General features: G+C 62.8%; 15 protein-coding genes and 1 tRNA gene. 11 read left to right on the top strand and 5 right to left on the bottom strand.

Annotated features, from left to right (window positions below):
• Position 1: 1 nt before the first annotated feature.
• Positions 2 to 391 carry a hypothetical protein gene (locus VWN43_RS05295; protein WP_320180375.1) on the bottom strand — a complete coding sequence of 130 codons (390 nt, stop codon included), beginning with the start codon at positions 389 to 391 and terminating at the stop codon, positions 2 to 4.
• Positions 392 to 468: 77 nt separating this feature from the next.
• Here VWN43_RS05295 and thiE point away from each other — a divergent pair, with 77 nt between their 5' ends.
• From thiE to VWN43_RS05310, 3 genes are read left to right on the top strand one after another with little or no spacing between them, the layout of a single operon-like run.
• On the top strand, positions 469 to 1092 hold the full coding sequence (gene thiE, locus VWN43_RS05300; protein ID WP_320180374.1) for a thiamine phosphate synthase: 624 nt from the start codon (positions 469 to 471) through the stop codon (positions 1090 to 1092).
• A 55-nt stretch (positions 1093 to 1147) separates the two neighbouring features.
• Positions 1148 to 2380, top strand: coding sequence for a L,D-transpeptidase family protein (locus VWN43_RS05305; protein ID WP_320180373.1), 1233 nt, complete (start codon positions 1148 to 1150; stop codon positions 2378 to 2380).
• Positions 2381 to 2397: 17 nt separating this feature from the next.
• Entirely contained in the window at positions 2398 to 3087 is a 690-nt protein-coding gene (locus VWN43_RS05310; RefSeq protein WP_320180372.1) for a M23 family metallopeptidase, read from the top strand.
• Here VWN43_RS05310 and VWN43_RS05315 read toward each other — a convergent pair whose 3' ends face one another.
• Positions 3088 to 3456, bottom strand: coding sequence for an elongation factor P (locus VWN43_RS05315; protein WP_320180371.1), 369 nt, complete (start codon positions 3454 to 3456; stop codon positions 3088 to 3090).
• A gap of 142 nt (positions 3457 to 3598) precedes the next feature.
• Here VWN43_RS05315 and efp point away from each other — a divergent pair, with 142 nt between their 5' ends.
• The 5 genes from efp (at position 3599) to VWN43_RS05340 (ending at position 6572) form a co-directional block, all read left to right on the top strand.
• Complete coding sequence (gene efp / locus VWN43_RS05320; RefSeq protein ID WP_253516300.1) at positions 3599 to 4159, top strand: elongation factor P; 561 nt, start codon at positions 3599 to 3601, stop codon at positions 4157 to 4159.
• Between the two features lie 4 nt (positions 4160 to 4163).
• The gene (locus tag VWN43_RS05325; protein WP_253516293.1) at positions 4164 to 4514 is read left to right on the top strand and encodes a hypothetical protein; all 351 of its coding nucleotides are present in this window, start codon (positions 4164 to 4166) and stop codon (positions 4512 to 4514) included.
• Between the two features lie 10 nt (positions 4515 to 4524).
• Positions 4525 to 5346 carry an inositol monophosphatase family protein gene (locus VWN43_RS05330; protein ID WP_320180370.1) on the top strand — a complete coding sequence of 274 codons (822 nt, stop codon included), beginning with the start codon at positions 4525 to 4527 and terminating at the stop codon, positions 5344 to 5346.
• Positions 5347 to 5389: 43 nt separating this feature from the next.
• Positions 5390 to 5473 (top strand) — tRNA-Leu (locus VWN43_RS05335).
• Between the two features lie 889 nt (positions 5474 to 6362).
• Entirely contained in the window at positions 6363 to 6572 is a 210-nt protein-coding gene (locus VWN43_RS05340) for a hypothetical protein (protein ID WP_320180369.1), read from the top strand.
• 157 nt (positions 6573 to 6729) lie between these two features.
• On the opposite strand, the gene VWN43_RS05345 is transcribed toward VWN43_RS05340, so the two are convergent.
• On the bottom strand, positions 6730 to 7407 hold the full coding sequence (locus VWN43_RS05345; protein ID WP_253516273.1) for a hypothetical protein: 678 nt from the start codon (positions 7405 to 7407) through the stop codon (positions 6730 to 6732).
• Positions 7408 to 7719: 312 nt separating this feature from the next.
• On the opposite strand from VWN43_RS05345, the gene VWN43_RS05350 reads away from it, so the two are divergent.
• Both VWN43_RS05350 and VWN43_RS05355 read left to right on the top strand, forming a co-directional pair.
• Positions 7720 to 9519: an SLC13 family permease gene (locus VWN43_RS05350; RefSeq protein ID WP_253516269.1), complete on the top strand. Its 1800-nt coding sequence runs from the start codon at positions 7720 to 7722 to the stop codon at positions 9517 to 9519.
• A gap of 123 nt (positions 9520 to 9642) precedes the next feature.
• Entirely contained in the window at positions 9643 to 10974 is a 1332-nt protein-coding gene (locus VWN43_RS05355; RefSeq protein WP_320180368.1) for an amidohydrolase, read from the top strand.
• An 83-nt stretch (positions 10975 to 11057) separates the two neighbouring features.
• On the opposite strand, the gene VWN43_RS05360 is transcribed toward VWN43_RS05355, so the two are convergent.
• Complete coding sequence (locus VWN43_RS05360) at positions 11058 to 11240, bottom strand: hypothetical protein (RefSeq protein ID WP_320182119.1); 183 nt, start codon at positions 11238 to 11240, stop codon at positions 11058 to 11060.
• A gap of 20 nt (positions 11241 to 11260) precedes the next feature.
• Positions 11261 to 12859, bottom strand: a complete 1599-nt coding sequence (locus tag VWN43_RS05365) for an isocitrate lyase (RefSeq protein WP_320180367.1) — start codon at positions 12857 to 12859, stop codon at positions 11261 to 11263.
• A 149-nt stretch (positions 12860 to 13008) separates the two neighbouring features.
• Between VWN43_RS05365 and VWN43_RS05370 the strand changes: the two genes are divergently transcribed.
• The gene (locus tag VWN43_RS05370) at positions 13009 to 14391 is read left to right on the top strand and encodes a helix-turn-helix domain-containing protein (RefSeq protein WP_320180366.1); all 1383 of its coding nucleotides are present in this window, start codon (positions 13009 to 13011) and stop codon (positions 14389 to 14391) included.
• The last annotated feature ends 34 nt before the right edge of the window (positions 14392 to 14425 follow it).

Consider the following 14425-nt stretch of genomic DNA (forward strand, 5'->3'; position numbering starts at 1 on the left):
TTCAGCGCTTTTCGAATATGAAGCGATATTCGCCGGCCGGGATTTCCCGGTCGGTGGTTTGCCCGGGCGTGGCCGAAACCAGCACATAGGTCCGTCCCATCACTTCATAGGGTTCGCCCAGCGTGAGCGGGGCGGTCTGCGCCCAGTGGGTGGCGGCGATGCGGGCGGAGACGGTCAGCTTGCCCGCCCACACGCAGCGCGCATTGATCGGACACCGGCTGTCCTCGGTCACCGCCAGCGGCGTCAGGATCGTATCGCCCGTCCATACCGGCTGACCGATGGCGACCGCGCTGCCTTGCGAGGCAGCGTCGCCATTGGCGCGCGGCGTGTCGGGAATCACCGCGCAGGCTGCGAGCGGTACGAGCATCAGGGAGGCGAGGAGGGTTTTCATGCAGGCGATAGAACGCGCCGCCGCTTTCACCTGCCTGAACAGGTGACGAAACCCGCGAAGCGCATTAGGGCGGCGCGATGACCGATTGCCAATTGTATCTTATCTCGCCGCTCGACGTATCGGGCGATTTCCCCCAGCGGCTCGAGCGCGCGATCGAGGCGGGCCCCGGGCTGGTTACCGCCTTCCAGTTCCGTGTGAAGGGGCTCGACCAGCACGAGGCGGCGCGCCTGGCCGCGCCGCTGCAGGCGATCTGCGCGGCGCATGACGTCGCCTTTATCGTCAATGACGATGTCGCGCTGGCCAAACGGCTTGGGGCCGACGGCGTGCACCTGGGGCAGGGCGACGGCGAGCCGCGCGATGCGCGCGAGGAACTCGGCCGCGAGGCGCAGATCGGCGTGACCTGCCACGCGTCGAAGCATTTCGCCATGGAAGCGGGCGAAGCGGGCGCGGACTATGTCGCCTTCGGCGCCTTCTTCGACAGCACGACCAAGGCGAGCGAACATCGTCCCGAACTCGAAATCCTCGAATGGTGGAGCAATCTGTTCGAGATTCCCTGCGTCGCGATCGGCGGAATCACGCCCGCCAATTGCCAGCCGCTGGTCGAGGCCGGGGCCGATTTCCTCGCCGTGTCCGGGGCGATCTGGAATGGTGACGAAGTGGCTGCGGTGAAAGCCTTTGCGGAGCAAATCGCCGCCGCGTGAGTTGGCTATTCTGAAAGGGGCGGTCGCGTCCCGTCATTTCAGGAGAGGTCCCCTCATGCGTACCCTTATTCTCGCCGCCGTTTCATCGTTCGCCCTGGTTGCTTGTGGCGCACAAGGGTCCGACGAGGACCAGGATACCGATAGCGTCGCCAGCGCCGAGAGCGGGGACGACGTCGGCTACGAGACCTATGGCACGGACAACCACGCCGATACGATGGCATCGAACGACGACGCGTCGGGCGACCAGGCGCAAACCACCGACATTCCCGATCCCGAAGAGCGCCCGATTATGCAGGCGCAGGTCGTGCTCGACCGGGTGGGTTTCGGTCCCGGCGTCATCGACGGCAAGATGGGCATGAGCACCGAAAACGCGCTGCGCGGGTTCCAGGAAGCGAATGACCTCACCGTCACCGGAAAGCTCGACGAAGCGACCAAGGGAGCGCTTTCCGAATGGGACCGCATCCCCGCCACGCGGGTGGTGACGATCCCGGCAGCCTGGGGCGAGACGAGCTATACCGACATGCCCGAGGATGTGGCGGAGAAGGCCAAGCTGGAGCGGCTCGGCTACACTTCGCTCGACGAACGGCTGGCGGAGCGTTTCCATACGACTGTGGAAGTGCTCGAACAGCTTAATCCCGGCGGCAAGCCTGCGGGGATGGGCGGGACCGAATCCACAACTTCGGCCAGCGCCACCCCCACCGCATCGCCCACTTCGCAGGCCAGCGGTACCGGCTCACCGAGCGCCGCAACGACCAGCCTTTTCGCCGCGGGCCAGCAGATCCGCGTGCCCAATATCGGTGCCGACCGGATCGCGCCGCGTTCGGTCGAGGATAGCGGCTGGCAGCGCACGCTCGCTTCGCTTGGCGTCGGGTCCGAGCAGCCTTCGGTCGACCGCATCGTGGTCAGCAAGGCGGGCAAGACGCTGAAAGCCTATCAGGGCGACAAGCTGATCGCGCTGTTCACTGTCAGCTCGGGGTCGAGCGAATTTCCGCTCCCGCTGGGCGAATGGGACATCGTCGGCGAAGCCTACAACCCGCCCTACAGCTACGATCCCGAAGTGCTCGGCAATGGAGACGGCGAAACCTATACGCTGGCACCGGGCCCGAATTCGCCGGTCGGTATCGTCTGGATCGATCTCAGCAAGGAACATTACGGCATCCATGGCACTCCCGATCCCGAAACCATCGGGCGCGCGCAAAGCAGCGGCTGCGTCCGGCTGACCAATTGGGACGCGGCGCGGCTTGCCGGGATGGTGTCGCAATCGACAAAGGTGCTTTTCGAAGCCTGAGCGGTTAGGGTGACCCCATGAACCTCGTCGACCGCATCCTGACCATCGTCGTAACCGCCACCATCACCAGCGCGATCTGGATCGTTGCGGGTGGCAGCCTGATCGAGAACGCGACCAGCACCGGCCAGCGTGAAGCGACCCGGCCCGCCGAAGCCGCGCCGAGCCCGAGTGCGAGCGACACGTCAGCCGATGGAACGGGTACGGATAGCGATGTGCTGGCAGTCGGTGCGCTCGATGCGCAATTGGCGGCGGCGCCCAGCGCGGCGCAGTCGCGCCAATTGCTGATCCCGGTGCAGAATATCCGCCCCGCCGATCTTACCGATACATACAGCGATTCGCGCGGCGGCGGTACGCGCCTGCACGAAGCGCTCGACATCATGGCGCCGAAGGGCACCAGCGTGCTGTCCTCCGCGCCCGGCACGATCGAGAAGCTGTTCCGCTCGAAAGCCGGGGGGAATACGATCTACGTTCGCTCGACCGATGGCGAGACGATCTATTACTACGCGCATCTCGATTCCTATGCCGAGGGGCTGCGCGAAGGGCAGCGCGTACGCCGCGGCCAGCGGCTGGGCATGGTGGGCAGTTCGGGCAATGCCTCTGCCGAGGCTCCGCACCTGCATTTCGCAATCCTGCAGACGACCGCGGATGCCGAATGGTGGGAGCCCGCCAATGCGGTCAATCCCTACCCGCTGCTAACCGCCGACTAGTCAGCCGCTGGTCGGGCCGACGCGGTGGCAGCGCAGGCGGCCCAGCTTGCCGTCACGCCCGACTTCCTGCAGCAGGCCGGACCCGAGCCGCATCATCTTGGTGCCGCGCATCGGGCCGCGGGTGAAAGTGACCTGCTTGCCTTCCATCAGATAGGTGCCGGCACCGCGCACGGTGCGATAGCTCGACCCGCCGGTAATGGCGAAATCCCGGCCCTCCTGTTCGACCCATGCAGCGCCGCTCGCATCGCCGGGGAGCGCACAGACATATTCGCCCTGGTCGAGCAGCAGCAGCCGTCCCTGCGCCATGGCAGGTCCGTGAGCGAGGCCCGCGAGCGCGGCGAGCAGGGTGAATTTGGTAAGCTGTTTCATATCATCCGTCCGACGATGCATATAGCAACGCCGCCCGCGGTTTTCCACTCGCTTGCCCGCGCGGCCTCGCTCGGCTAAGGCGCGCCGCACACAACCGCCCGACGGGCGGCCTGCTCTTTTACAAGTCGAAGGTAGCTTCCCCATGAAGATCAGCGGCGTGGACATCCGTCCGGGCAACATCATCGAATACGAAACCGGCATCTGGAAAGTCGCCAAGATCCAGCACACGCAGCCGGGGAAGGGCGGCGCCTACATGCAGGTCGAAATGAAGAACCTGCAGGACGGCCGCAAGACCAATGTCCGCTTCCGCAGTGCGGACACGGTCGAAAAGGTGCGTCTCGATACGGCCGAGTATCAATTCCTTTACGAGGATGGCGACATGCTCGTGTTCATGGACCAGAGCACCTACGAACAGATCACCCTGCCGAGCGACCTGCTAGGCGACGCGCGCGCCTTCCTTCAGGACGGCATGCAGGTGAAGCTCGAGCTGTGGGAAGAAAAACCCATCTCGGTCGAACTGCCCGCCCAGATCGAAGCAGAAATCGTCGAGGCCGATGCCGTGGTGAAGGGGCAGACCGCCTCGTCCAGCTACAAGCCCGCCGTGCTCGACAATGGCGTGCGGATCATGGTCCCGCCGCATATCGAAAGCGGCACGCGGATCATCGTCGACGTCTACGAACAGTCCTACGTCGGCAAGGCGTAAGCTCATGGGCAAATCCATCGCCAGCCGGTTCGAGAACATCGACATCACCCGCAGCGTTCTGCGCGCGGTCATCATCAACGATGACGAGCTGACGCTGGAAATGGATTTCTGCCTCGAGGAAGCGCATCCCGACTACGAAGCGCCGGGCGCCGACGAAGACTGCTGCTTCCACCCCGGCCTACTCAAGTTCGCCGGGATTTCGAAGCTGGGCCTCGATCGCGCTGAAAATGCAGGCGAAACCAAGCGCCGTTTTGCCATCCAGTCCTTCAATATCGAGGGCACGAAGTTCGACATGGCCTGCGAGTGGGGCGATATCCACCTGCAGGCGCGTTCGATCCGCGTCCTGACCGAATAAGAGAGTTTCCATGGCCGTTCTATCGGGTGTCATCCGCGTAATGGAGAAGGCCGCGCGCAAGGCGGGTGGCCGCTTGCGGCGCGATTTTGGCGAGGTCGAGCACCTCCAGGTCAGCCGCAAGGGACCGGCCGATTTCGTTTCCAAGGCCGACCGCATCGCCGAACGCACGATCTATGACGAACTGCTCGCCGCACGCCCCGACTGGGGTTTCGTGATGGAAGAGGCGGGCATCATCGAAGGTGACGCAAACAAGCCGCGCTGGATCGTCGATCCGCTCGACGGCACCAGCAACTTCCTCCACGGCATCCCGCATTTCGCGATCAGCATCGCGGTGCAGGAACCCAAGCTTGGCGGCGGGGGCTGGGACGACGTCAGCGCCGCGGTGATCTACAACCCGGTCACCGACGAGACGTTCTGGGCCGAAAAGAGCCGCGGGGCCTGGCTGCATGACGGACGCCTGCGCGTGTCCGCACGCCGTGGCCTGTCCGAAGCATTGGTCGCCACCGGCATTCCCTTCCAGGGACATGGCAACTTCAGCGAATGGTCGAAGATCTTTGCGGCCATCGGTCCGCAGGTCGCGGGGATTCGCCGCTACGGCGCCGCCTCGCTCGATCTGGCGTGGCTCGCCGCAGGCCGGTTCGACGGCTTCTGGGAAAGCGACCTCAACGATTGGGATACGGCCGCCGGCTGCCTGATTGTGCGCGAAGCGGGCGGGTTCGTATCAGATTTCCGTGGCCGTTCGCAGCCGATCCATGCCAAGCAGGTCCTCGCGGCCAATGACGCGCTGCATTCGAAGCTGCACAAATTGCTGGCGAATGCGCTGAAGGCTTGATGCCTGCACGGGGCGCCGCTAATCCCCGCGCTCCCGACCCAGTGCCCCTGTGGCGGAATTGGTAGACGCGCTCGACTCAAAATCGAGTTTCTTTGAAGTGCCGGTTCGAGTCCGGCCAGGGGTACCAAAACAATTATCTAATCGCCTGATTTTTGGTGATTTCGTGAAGGTTGGACAATCAACTGGGGTCGCAGGTAGGGCAATCAGGCTTCCTGCTAGCAGATACGCGTGAGCCCCGACCAAAAGCGGAATGGCCGCTAACGACCCGATTGCTGACATTCCGGTTTCCTCAGCTTCAACGGCTTGAAGCTTGTCCTTTTAACTCCGAAGATTGATACTTCTGCGATGCTTGGGAGCTATCCATCTGGTGAGTTGAAGCAGCTCCTTCACCTCTATTTGGCTTCCGAGCACAAGCGCAAGGGGAGGATGCCTAGGGCACGGAAACGCATGAACATGGCCTTGGCCTCGACGCCTCAGCCCGCAACATTTCTTCTAGCGTATGACGGGCTTCTCTTGATCGGAGAAGATCGACCCCAGGATGCACGTGCTCGGTTCGCGGAATGTCTTGAGCTCGCCAAGCAGGGCGAGTGCGCTGATGACGACTATGTTGCAAAATATTGCGAACTTTGGCTCGCTATCTTCGACGAAGAGGTAGGTTGGGAGGAGATCAAATCCGCAGCCGAGAAAAAGAATGCCGCTTGGTCGAATGCCTCGAAGATCGTGCAGACATATCTTCGTCGCTCATCTCTTAGCTCGTTGAAACAGAACTGCAGCCACCGACAGTCGAGGAGGCACCTACGATTGGGGTCGTCCGCACCGTCCAAAATACACCGCACGTCAATCGACTTTGATCTACTTTGATCTATGACGTCTGCTTTCCATCCCGTATCGGTCGATCCCCCTGACCGGCCCGATGCCCGAAAGCCGACCGGCAGCTACCGGATACTTCTCGCCAAAACAGACGGGCAGCTAACGACCCGATTGCGGACATTCTCGCGCCTGCGTAACGTGCTGCTATGCCACTCGTAGAAGCCTTTGATCACGAAGGTGCTTTGAAACCGCTATTTACGGCGGAGTTCGAATCTTTACCCCGCATCGGAGAATATCTCTCAATCGACACGCCGCCAGGCTATTTCAAATACTACAATGTCGTCGAAGTCTGGCATCGCCAGGATACAGAGGGCGGAGGTTTTAGAGCCTGCATTCGCGTTGAAGAGTCCGACTGACTTTCGTCAGCTCTCCACCCCAAATTCGGTCATTTCGCCTGACCGGCCCGATGCGCGAAAGCAGACCGGCAGCTACCGGATGCTTCTCGCCAAAATCTGACCGTCGGCAAACGACCCGATTGCGGACGTGTATGTTAAGGCAGCTTGAGGCGTGCAGCTAGAAGGGCACGGGATAATGGAATTTGATGGTCAATCGGTGGGGAGAGGCGAAGGTGATCTCGGCATCGCTCGTACTGTCGATTTTGATCCAAACGCGTTGAGCGCTGATCCCGACATAGGTTGGCGTTTTCTGGCTAAGCCATTCGCGTAACCCCTCAACCTCAGAGCAGACTTCAAGAAACGGCGGGTCCTCGGCCACGCAACGATAGTCAATCTCCTCGTCACCTTTCAAAAAGGCACGATAGCGAGCGAGCCCCCAGCCGGCTCGATCAATTTCCTCGGACTGGTGATCGGATATACCGACATAGCCCTCGTCAGGACAAGCTCCCGAAGAATCTACCGGAGCAATCTGGCGTTGGCTACGAATCCCTCTTGCCCTGTCAACCCACCAGACTTTCGTATCGCTAGCCTCCCCGGTCGGTGTCAGCCTGATGCGCCATTGCGTGCGCAGGCATGGCAGCCCTTGGCGTATCGCCTGTTCGTTGAGGAGGAGGACGGGATTGCGGCGGAGAATGTGGGGAGGCCGAAGGGCTTGGCTCGCGATTGGTTGGGAAGAGCGCTCTTCGAGTATCAACTCTCCCAGCTCTTCGGCCGAAACCGACGAAGGCTCGGGAATTGAAACGAGCATGGCAGAGAGAATGGCGGAAGAAACGACCAAATTCATGTTCACTTTCATGAACTTGGTAACAAGGTTCTGTCAATGACGATGGTTGTTTACCAGTCTGGGTCCGCTTTCCACCCTGATTTCAGTCAAAGACCAACATTGGGATCTGCAGGAAAGCCGACATTTCAATCCGGGCGGGGCAATCCATCAAATCGCAAACGCAATGGTTGGACATCGCCATGCGGGATGGGGCGGTTTCCGTGGGGTGCTACGGTAGGTTGGACATCAGCAAAGCGCTGCTGAGATAGAATTCAGGCACTTCGGCCGGGGTTACCAAACTAAATCCTTGCGTATCGCAGGATAAACTGGGATTTCGGCGGTCGGATGATCGGGGTTCCTTCCTACCATGCAATCGCCGCGATGGGCATTACCATCGCGATGTTCATTGCCTTCGCGCGCGGGCGCATGTCGGTGGAGATCATCTCGCTGATGACGATCGCCGTAATCGCGGTCGGGCTCTATTTCTTCCCGCTGCCGGACACCCAGCCGACCGATGGCCTGAGCCTCGCCTTCTCCGGTTTCGGTCATTACGCGCTGATCACCATCTGCGCGCTGATGATCATGGGGCGGGGGCTGGTGGTTACCGGCGCGCTCGACCCGGCGGCGCGATTCCTCGAGCGATTGTTCAAGATCAACCTCCAGCTCGGGCTGCTGTTTTCGCTGGTCATCACCTTCCTGCTGTCGATGGGGGTCAACAACACGCCGGTGCTGGTGCTGCTGATGCCGATCTTCGTGCATCTCGCCATGCGCGGCGCGATGGCTGCCTCGAAAACGCTGATCCCGCTCAACGCCGCCTCGCTGATGGGGGGCATGGCGACGACCATCGGCACCTCGACCAATATCCTCGTGGTTTCGATCGCGGTGGATCTGGGCATGCCCGAAATGGGCGTGTTCCACTTCACGCCGATCGTGCTGGTCGCATCGCTGGTCGCGCTGCCCTTCGTATGGATCGTGATGCCGCGCCTGCTCGGCGACAACCGCATCGAGGCGGTCCACGCCCAGCGGCTGTTCGAGACGCGGCTGCGCGTTACCGAGAACTCGATCCTCAACGGACGCGAATTGTCGGATCTGGGATCGCGCCTGCCATCGGGGATCGAGTTCCACGAAGTGCCCGTCGGCCTGCTGCGCCCGCAGCACCGCCTGCGCATGACCGGCACGCATGAAGCGATCGAGGAAGCCATGGCGACCTTGCGCGGCGATGCGGCGCCGAGCTGGGTGATTGACCGAATCCGCCGCCGCTCGGGCGAGACCGGCACCGATATCGCGGTCGGCGAGATGATCGTGACGGCGGATTCGCGCCTGATCGGGCGGACGCTGCCCAGTTCGGGCATTGCCGATCTCTATGGCGTCGCGGTGATCGGGACGCATCGCCCCGAACGACTGGTGGGCGAGAAGGAACAGTTTTCCGAAGGCGGCGATCTGCGCTTCGCCGAGGGCGATGTGCTGCTGGTGATGGGCCTGCCCGACGACATGCAGCATTTCGCCCGCGCCGACAGCCTGCTCCAGCTCGAAGGCATGCGCGAACTGCCGCGCCGGTCGAAGGCCACGCTGTCCGCGGTGATCATGGGTGGTTCGATCGCGCTCGCTTCGGTCGGGCTGATCCCGATCGCGATTGCTTCGCTCGCGGGCGCCATCCTGATGTTCGTGACCGGCTGCGTGAAGTTCGACCGTGTCGGGCGCGGGCTCTCGGGCAGCGTCATCGTATTGGTCGCGGCCAGCATCGCGCTTGGCCGGATCATCCTCGACAGCGGCGCGGCCGACTGGATCGGGACGGTCATGGCAGTGGGGCTGGACTATCTCTCGCCCGCTGCCGCGCTGGCGGCGATCATGCTGGCGATGACCTTCCTCACCAATTTCGCGTCCAATGCGACCGCAGCCACCGTCGGCACGCCGATTGCTTTCGCGATCGCCAGTAAGCTGGACCTGCCGCCCGAACCGCTGGTGCTCGCCGTGCTGTTCGGCTGCAACCTGTGTTACGCGACCCCCATCGCCTATCAGACCAATATGCTGATCATGGCGGAGGGTTCGTACGAGTTCAAAGATTACGTCCGGACCGGGGTCCCGCTGGTGCTGATCATGGTCACCATGCTCTCGCTCGCGCTGGTGGTAACCTACGGGCTGTAGGCTTTCCTACGGCAGGCGGGTCTGCAAGACAGGCGTTCCGGAAAACCACCGCGCTACAGCGGCGGCCAAGTTTGCCCATGGACCCTGTTCCATGTGGTCCATCGTGTAGGGAGACCAGAACCCATGTCCAAAACCGTTCCAACAAGCCTTGCCGCGCTCGCAATGGTGCTGGCCGCACCCGCGCAGGCCAATGATCTACGCAGCGATCTGACCGAGGACATGCCCGGCCTGATGGAGCTTTACCGCGATCTCCATGCGAACCCCGAACTGAGTTTCGAAGAGCAAGAAACCGCGGCCAAGCTGGCCAAGCGGATGCGCGATCTCGGCTTCGAAGTAACCGAAGGGGTCGGCCGGACCGGGGTAGTTTCGGTGATGGCCAATGGCGAAGGGCCGACCGTCCTGCTGCGCGCCGACATGGACGGGCTACCGGTGGTCGAACAGACGGGCCTGCCTTTCGCATCTACTGTAACCGCCACCCCCGCCAGCGGGGTCACCCCCGGGGTCATGCATGCCTGCGGGCACGACACGCATATGGCGGGCTTCATCGGTGCGGCGCAGCTGCTGGTCGACCACAAGGACAAGTGGCAGGGCACGCTGGTCATGATCCTGCAGCCGGCCGAAGAAATCGGCCTGGGCGCGCTCGCGATGATCGAGGACGGGCTCTATACCCGCTTCCCCAAGCCCGATTATGCGCTGGCGTTCCACGATGCCGCAGCGCCCGCGCCGGCAGGCACCATCGGCTATACGCCGGGCTATGCCCTGGCCAATGTCGACAGCGTCGACATCACGGTGAAGGGTGTCGGCGGGCATGGCGCCTATCCGCACACCACGCGTGATCCCATCGTGCTGGCCAGCGCGATCGTGATGAAGCTGCAGACCGTGGTCAGCCGCAATTCCTCGCCGCTCGATCCGGCGGTGATCACGGTGGGCAGCTTCCATGCGGGCGCCAAGCACAACATCATCAGCGATGAAGCCAAGCTGCAACTCACCGTGCGCAGCTATTCGGACGAAAGCCGCCAGCTGCTGCTCGACGGGATCCGGCGCGTGGCGCGCGGCGAGGCGATTACAGCGGGCTTGCCTGACGATTTGATGCCGACTGTGACGGTCGAGGATCCCTATACGCCGTCCACCTTCAACGATCCCGACTTCAGCGAAAACATCGCAGCCGCGTTCAAGCAGCGCTTCGGCGAGAACCGGGTGATGGAATGGCCCGCGGTGATGGGGGGCGAGGACTTCAGCCAGTTCCGCCGCGCCGCGCCCGAAGATATCAAGTCGATGATCTTCTGGATCAGCGGCACCCCGCAGCCGATGCTCGACGCGCTGAAGAACGATGGCACGTCGCTGCCTTCGCTTCATTCGCCCTTCTGGGCTCCCGATGCGGAAAAGGTCATCGCGACCGGGGCCGAGGCGCTGGCCAGCAGTGCGATCGACCTGATGCCGCGCACCGGCAGCTAGGACAGCAGGCAAAAATGTGGCCGCCGGAGCGTTGGGGACACTCCGACGGCCTATTCTCCTCCCCAGGAGAACTTGGTGTAAGGTCAGCCGTCCGCGGGGACGTAGGTGCCGAGGCGGTGGTGCAGCGCGTTGATCTTCGCCAGCTCCTCACGATCCTCGGTGGTCCGCGCATAATGCGTCAGCGCGGTGCGCAGCAGGCGGAAATCGGCGGTTGAGAACAGCGCCCGGGCGCGGCCCGGTTCGGTCTTCGGAGTGTCGTCTGTCATGGTCGTCATCCTTCCTCTCCTTAGGCGGCAGCGAACTGGTTCATGGTATTGTCCTTGCCGCCGGCCTTCAGGGCCGCTTCGCCGGCAAAGTAATCCTTGTGGTCGTCGCCCATGTCCGAGCCAGCCATGTTCTGGTGCTTCACGCAAGCGATACCCTGACGGATTTCCTCGCGCTGCACGTTCTTGACGTAACCGAGCATCGCCTGTTCGCCGAAATATTCCCTGGCGAGATTGTCGGTACTCAGCGCGGCCGTGTGATAGGTCGGCAGCGTGATCAGGTGATGGAAGATACCGGCACGCTTCGCGGCATCGGCCTGGAAGGTGCGGATCTTCTCGTCTGCTTCGGCGGCGAGTTCGGTGCCGTCGTAATCGATGCTCATCAGCCTGTCGCGATCGAAGGCCGACACGTCCTTGCCGGCTTCGGCCCAGGCGTCATAGACCTGCTGGCGGAAGTTGAGCGTCCAGTTGAAGCTGGGCGAGTTGTTATAGACCAGCTTGGCATTGGGGATCACTTCGCGAACCCGGTCGACCATGCCGGCAATCTGCTCGACATGCGGCTTCTCGGTTTCGATCCACAGCAGGTCGGCGCCTGCTTCCAGCGCGGTGATGCAGTCGAGCACGCAGCGGTCTTCACCGGTTCCGGGACGGAACTGGTACAGGTTGCTGGGCAGGCGCTTGGGCGCCAGCAGCTTGCCGTCGCGGCTGATGAAGACCTGGCCGTTCTTGATGTCGGCGGCATCCACTTCGTCGCAATCGAGGAAGCTGTTGTACTGGTCGCCCAGGTCGCCGGGTTCCTTCGAATAGGCGATCGACTTGGTCAGGCCGGCGCCGAGGCTGTCGGTGCGCGCCACGATGATGCCTTCGGGAACGCCGAGTTCGAGGAAGGCATAACGGATCGCGCGGATCTTCTGGTGGAATTCCTCATGCGGCACGGTGACCTTGCCGTCCTGGTGGCCGCACTGCTTTTCGTCCGATACCTGGTTTTCGATCTGCAGCGCGCAGGCGCCGGCTTCGATCATCTTCTTGGCGAGCAGGTAGGTCGCTTCGGCATTGCCGAAACCGGCATCGATATCGGCGATGATCGGGACGACATGCGTTTCGTGCTCGTCGATTTCCTTGATCAAGCGCTGCGTATTGACCGCGTCATTGGCTTCCTTCGCCGCATCGAGTTCGCGGAACAGGCCGCCCAGTTCGCGGGCATCCGCCTGGTTGAGGAAGGTGTAGAGTTCCTCGATAAGATTGGGGACGCTGGTCTTTTCGTGCATCGACTGGTCGGGCAGCGGACCGAATTCGCTGCGCAGCGCGGCGACCATCCAACCCGACAGGTAGAGGTAACGGCGCTTGGTATTGCCGAAATGCTTCTTGATCGAGATCATCTTCTGCTGTGCGATAAAGCCGTGCCAAGTACCCAGCGACTGGGTGTAGTTCGCCGGGTCGCGGTCATAGGCTTCCATGTCCTCGCGCATGATCTTTGCGGTGTAGCGGGCAATGTCGAGCCCCGTGCGGAAGCGGTTCTGGACGACCATGCGCGCGGCACTTTCGGCATCGATGGCACCCCAGGGCGCACCGTTGGCGGCGATGGTTTCGTTCAGTTCACTGATCCGGTCCGAATAGGTCACGGGGGACACTCCTTGTCGTATTGGGGGCGTAATCGTTGACCCTGTTCTGTCGGACCCGGGTGCGGGATGATAGGATAATTTACAAAGAAACTTGTCTAGAGCGGCGCCTTGAGGCTATCACGGCTGTAAAGATGTAAAGAAAGTTACAAATGACCGAAGAGGCGCTCTTCGCCGGACCGGCTCTCCGCCGCTTGCGCAAGCGGGAGGGGCTGACACAGGCTGCCACTGCCGCACGGCTCGACATTTCCCCGAGCTACCTCAATTTGATCGAGCGCAACCAGCGACCCGTCAGCGCGCGGGTGATGATGCAGCTGGTCGAGCAGTTCGACTTCGATCCGCGATCGCTGCGCGAAGACGAGGCGATCGGCGGGATCGACGGATTGGCGAGGCGGTTTGCCGACGAACGCTTTGCCGATCTGGGGATCGACCGCGAGGAGCTGCAGGAATTCCTCGCGCTGACCCCGCAAGCCGCTGCGGCCTTCGCCCGGCTATACGACCGGGCGGGCACGGCGGGTGGTAGCGCCGATGACCCGCTCTCCGCCTCGCGGCGCGAAATCGAGCGATGGCGCAACCATTTTGCCGATCTCGACATGGCCGCGGAAGAACTGGCAGACGACATGCGCCTTTCGCGCGGCGATATCGGCCTCGCTCTGACCGAACGGTTGCGCGAGCGGCACCAGCTGTCGGTGCGGATCCTGCCCCGCGATGTGCTGCCCGACAGCCTGCGCCGGCTCGACCTCCATGCACGGCAGGTCCAGCTTTCCGAGATGCTCAGCATTCCCTCGCGCAACTTCCAACTCGCGCTTCAGCTCGCGCAGCTTGAGTTCGCCGGGGCAATCGACGCGGTCGCGAAGGGCGCACGCTTCGATGACGAGGTGGCGCGGGCGTTGTTCGCCCGGCATCTCAACAGCTATGTCGCCGCGGCGCTCCTCATGCCTTACGGCCGCTTCCTGCGCGCCTGCGAGGCCACCGGTTACGACCTTCCCGTGCTCGAACGCCGGTTCGGGGTCAGTTTCGAGCAACTCGCGCACCGGCTCACCACGCTGCAGCGCGTCGGCCAGCGCGGCCTGCCGTTCTTCATGGTCCGGCTCGACCGCGCAGGGCAGTTCTCCAAGACCTTTACCGGGGCCAGCACCGCGCTGTTCGTCGAATCCGATGCCAGTTGCCCGCTGTGGCACGCCCATCGCGCCTTCGATCGCGCAGGCGATTTGCAGGTGCAGTTCGTTGCGCTCGACAATTCGGGCGATCGCGACGGCGGATGGCTGACCATGGCGCGCACGGTCGAGGGCAGCGGCGCACCCGGAGAAGCGCAATTCGTCGTGGCGGTGGGTATCGAAGCGGTTCTTGCCGCCGATCTTGCGCAGGCACGGGGCATTTCACTGCGGCCCGACGATGCCCAGCCGATCGGTCCCGGGTGTGCCCGGTGTCACCGCGTCGGGTGTAGCCAGCGATCCCTGCCCCCGGCGGGCCGCAAGCTTGCCTTCGACACGGCGCGCCGCGGCGTTACGCCGTTCGAATTTGCGTCCGATTGAGCGTCATTCGCCCATTTGCGGGGAACCGCTGACG

The sequence above is a fragment of the Qipengyuania sp. HL-TH1 genome, from assembly GCF_036365825.1.
Classification (GTDB): domain Bacteria; phylum Pseudomonadota; class Alphaproteobacteria; order Sphingomonadales; family Sphingomonadaceae; genus Qipengyuania; species Qipengyuania profunda.

Bases quoted from the DNA above. Each gene is read 5' to 3' on its own strand.
- VWN43_RS05305 (WP_320180373.1), top strand. From the start codon at position 1,148: ATGCGTACCCTTATTCTCGCCGCCGTTTCATCGTTCGCCCTGGTTGCT.
- VWN43_RS05340 (WP_320180369.1), top strand. From the start codon at position 6,363: ATGCCACTCGTAGAAGCCTTTGATCACGAAGGTGCTTTGAAACCGCTA.
- VWN43_RS05350 (WP_253516269.1), top strand. From the start codon at position 7,720: ATGATCGGGGTTCCTTCCTACCATGCAATCGCCGCGATGGGCATTACC.
- VWN43_RS05325 (WP_253516293.1), top strand. From the start codon at position 4,164: ATGGGCAAATCCATCGCCAGCCGGTTCGAGAACATCGACATCACCCGC.
- VWN43_RS05355 (WP_320180368.1), top strand. From the start codon at position 9,643: ATGTCCAAAACCGTTCCAACAAGCCTTGCCGCGCTCGCAATGGTGCTG.
- VWN43_RS05330 (WP_320180370.1), top strand. From the start codon at position 4,525: ATGGCCGTTCTATCGGGTGTCATCCGCGTAATGGAGAAGGCCGCGCGC.
- VWN43_RS05345 (WP_253516273.1), bottom strand. From the start codon at position 7,407: ATGAAAGTGAACATGAATTTGGTCGTTTCTTCCGCCATTCTCTCTGCC.
- VWN43_RS05360 (WP_320182119.1), bottom strand. From the start codon at position 11,240: ATGACAGACGACACTCCGAAGACCGAACCGGGCCGCGCCCGGGCGCTG.
- efp (WP_253516300.1), top strand. From the start codon at position 3,599: ATGAAGATCAGCGGCGTGGACATCCGTCCGGGCAACATCATCGAATAC.
- VWN43_RS05310 (WP_320180372.1), top strand. From the start codon at position 2,398: ATGAACCTCGTCGACCGCATCCTGACCATCGTCGTAACCGCCACCATC.
- thiE (WP_320180374.1), top strand. From the start codon at position 469: ATGACCGATTGCCAATTGTATCTTATCTCGCCGCTCGACGTATCGGGC.
- VWN43_RS05370 (WP_320180366.1), top strand. From the start codon at position 13,009: ATGACCGAAGAGGCGCTCTTCGCCGGACCGGCTCTCCGCCGCTTGCGC.
- VWN43_RS05315 (WP_320180371.1), bottom strand. From the start codon at position 3,456: ATGAAACAGCTTACCAAATTCACCCTGCTCGCCGCGCTCGCGGGCCTC.
- VWN43_RS05295 (WP_320180375.1), bottom strand. From the start codon at position 391: ATGAAAACCCTCCTCGCCTCCCTGATGCTCGTACCGCTCGCAGCCTGC.